General features: G+C 65.2%; 3 protein-coding genes. All 3 read right to left on the reverse strand.

From position 1 onward, the window contains the following. Positions 1-188, reverse strand: a 188-nt coding sequence (locus GY725_26045) for a hypothetical protein (protein ID MCP4007658.1), incomplete at its 3' end; no start/stop codon positions are given. Between the two features lie 33 nt (positions 189-221). Next, positions 222-788, reverse strand: coding sequence for a tetratricopeptide repeat protein (locus GY725_26050; GenBank protein ID MCP4007659.1), 567 nt, complete (start codon positions 786-788; stop codon positions 222-224). Beyond that, positions 785-2,818 carry a hypothetical protein gene (locus GY725_26055; protein MCP4007660.1) on the reverse strand — a complete coding sequence of 678 codons (2,034 nt, stop codon included), beginning with the start codon at positions 2,816-2,818 and terminating at the stop codon, positions 785-787. Before GY725_26055 ends, GY725_26050 begins: the two co-directional genes overlap by 4 nt. Positions 2,819-3,261: the final 443 nt, after the last annotated feature.

Consider the following 3,261-nt stretch of genomic DNA (forward strand, 5'->3'; position numbering starts at 1 on the left):
ACTCCGACCGTGAACGTGCGCTCCTCGTCGCCGATCTTGCCGTCGATGTGTAGCACGTACCCGAGGTACGAGTGCTGGCGCTCGTCGAACGAGCGCGTCAAGCGAATGCGCGGCTGGACTGAGAGGACGGTGCCGCTCCAGCTGACCTTCTCCGAGCCTGAGGGGGCCCGACGGGGACGACCACTCATGGTGGGATGATACCGAGTCCGACGCCGCGCCCTTCAGGGGGATCTGTCACGGAGCATGGTTGCTTCGAGTTGCGCCCACTCGCGCCAGCCGTCCTCTTCCGCCTCGATCGCGATCCGTTCCAGCCAGCCTCTCAGTCGCGCATCGTCCCGTCCGGCTCGTAGCGAAGCCCGAGCGATGCCCTGGACGGCAGGCAGGTAACCGGGGGCCAGCTCGAGCGCCGTCTCATACGCCTCGAACGCCTCATCCAACTGCCCGGCATGATCGAGCGTCAACGCTAGGTTGACCCGTGGATCCGGATGACCAGGCAAGAGCCTCCGCGCCCACTCGAACTCGTGTGCGGCCTCGTAGAACTCCTCCCGGCGCAGGAAGATCACGCCGAGGTTGTTGTGCGCCTGGCCGTGGAAGATGTCGGCGGTGAGTGCCTCGCGTAGGAGCTCCTCTGCAGCGACTGGATTCGAGACGATCAGATCGGCGGCTTGTCGCGTGAGTCTCTCCGCACGCTGTGTGTCGCGCTCGACTTCGGTCGGGGTCGTGTACGGACCCGGAGGCGAGGACGTACAGCCGACCGCGAGTGCTAGGACCACGAGCGCCGTTTTCATCGCATGATCCTCGGCTCCAGTACGGGCAGGCCGTCGTCGATCAAGGCTGCGTCGAGGTCGTCCACGCTCAGGTACTTGAGGTCCTCGAACCGCTCGTGCTGGAGCACGCTGCAGCGCAAGAAGACGAAGAAGCGGCTCTTCGAATGCCCGGCCGAGGTGTTGCGGAACAGCGCACCGAGAATCGGGAGCCGTCCCAGCAAGGGCAGGCGCGAAACCGCCTCGGTCTCCGAGTCCACCTCCAACCCACCGACGACGATCGTGTGACCGTCGGGCACCGTGACTGTGCTGTCGAGCAGGTTCTCCTGGCGCGGTGGGGGAAGCGCGGGATCCACGGAGTCGCCGACGAACGAGCTGATCGAAACGCTGTAGTCCAACCGCAACTGGTCGCCGCTCTGGATGTGGGGCGTGACCGTGATGCTCGTACCCGCATCCGACGATCCGCCGAAGCTCGTGGTCGCGACCGTCGTGGTGGCGGCGGTCGTCGTGTATGGCGTTTGCAGGACCGAGTTCAGGTTCGCGTCCTCGTGGTTGGATACCAGCACCTTCGGGACTGTCAGCGTGCGGCCTTTGTTGACTGTCTCCAGGGCTCGGACGAGCGCGCTGAAGTCTCCGGGGTTGAGGATGACGCCGGTGCCTCCGGTTCCAGCGAGCGCGGGGATCGCCGTTGCGTCGAGCTCCGGGGCACCGAGACCGAAGAGACTCGCGATGCGGCCTTCACGACCATCCGATTCACCGCCAGCGCGGAGCTCTACTCCAAGGTCGAGCATCTGGCTGTCGGTGAGGCTGACCACCAGGACCTCCACCAGCACCTGGGGAGCCAGGACGTCGACTGTTCGGATCAGGGCCTCGAGCTCGTCCAGCAAGCGCAGGTCTCCGAACGCGAGGATCCGGTTCGTGCCTTCGTCTGCGGTGAGGGTGAGGAGCCCCGGGGAGTCGCCCGGCGCTGCGCGCACCGATGGGGCTGCTGGCGTTGCGACCTCACCGGGCGCATCCGTTCCTTCATCCCCGACGGCCCCGAGCACGGGCTGGGGAATGTCGCCGTCTCCGATGAGGCTCTCCAGGAGTTTCACCAGGTCTTCGGCATTGCGATGCTCGATTGGGAACGAGCGCATGCCCTTGCGCGGCGGTAGGTCCGTTCGTTCGAGGCGGTCGAGGAGCTGCTGGATCTCCTCGTGCACATGGAGAGGAGCAGTGACGATCAGGGACCCCGTCAGCATGTCCTGGACGATGCGCGGACCTCCGCCTGCCTCGACCCCGACGACCTGCGACACCAGCTCGACCGTCTCGGCCAGACCGAAGCGTCGCGGCACGTAGTGCTTGGTGAACGTCGCCTCGGCGCGGTCGAACCTGAGGACGAGCTCGCGCCACTCATTCATCTCCTCCTCGGGCGCCACGATAACGAGTCGAGGGGATCCAGGGGCGGCGACGGTCGCTCCCTTCAACCCGATCCCGTCCACCGCCTTGCGCTTCTGCACGACCTGTTCCAGCAGCGCCGCCAGGGCGATCGGTGACGCCCGTCGGAGCTCGATCTCCTCGGTCACTGTCGCGCTGGGGATGCGGTCGAGAAGCTCGAGCACACTGAGGGCCTCGATCACTTGGAACTTCAGCCCAGCGATCAGGACGTGGTCTGTTCCCGAGGGGGAAGCCACGAGCGTTCCGCCCTTGGGGAGAAACGTCTGGATCGCCTGGACGGTGTCCGACGGCGCATCGCCCCGGATCGGTCGCAGGACCTTGATGTAACCAGCTCTGGCGTCAGCGACATCACCGTTCTCCAGCCTCGCGAGCCCCGCGGCCTGGTCTAGGGGGACGATGCTCAAGGTGTCCTCGCCCGGCACCTGGATGCACGCGAGGCCACCGCTCGCGAGCACCCGGTTCGCGGTAGCCCAAAGCCCCTCGACCGAGACCCCGGGCCCCGAGTCAATGCGTACGCTTCCTTCCAATGCACGAGCGCTGAAGTCGATCGGAAGATCGAGCTCGCTCGCACAAATGCGCAGGAGGTCCTCGAGCTTGTGCCAAAGGTGTCGGGGCAACAGAGTCGCGGCACAGCTCTTGAACGTTCTTGCTAGGGTAGAACAGTGCGCCACTACTATCGGCGCAAGTTGCATTCAACTTCGAGCGCAGCAAGTTCGCTCGCGATTGCGACCGATGCTCCCGTGCTCGGAAACGCCGCAAATGCGCTCGACATCCCGAATGTGGGACAAGGGCCTGCGACACCGTGATGGGGGGGCTACCTGCAAATAGTCACAACGCCGCATTCCAAAAGGTGGTTGTACGCGTCCGGGCCCAATAGTCCGTGATATAGGCAAAATCGCGTCTCCGCTTAGTGGGCGAACCGCTTAGGGTTGACCTTGCTGATTCGGAGCAGGCTCACCCCCAAGAGGAGTCGCCAAATGTCGAACGGGGCTGCCACTGCCGAGGCTGGCCCACGTCGGGCAGCTAGGAGCTTGTCGCGCATAGATCCCGCTCGCAACGG

Source organism: bacterium (genome assembly GCA_024226335.1).
GTDB lineage: Bacteria > Myxococcota_A > UBA9160 > SZUA-336 > SZUA-336 > JAAELY01.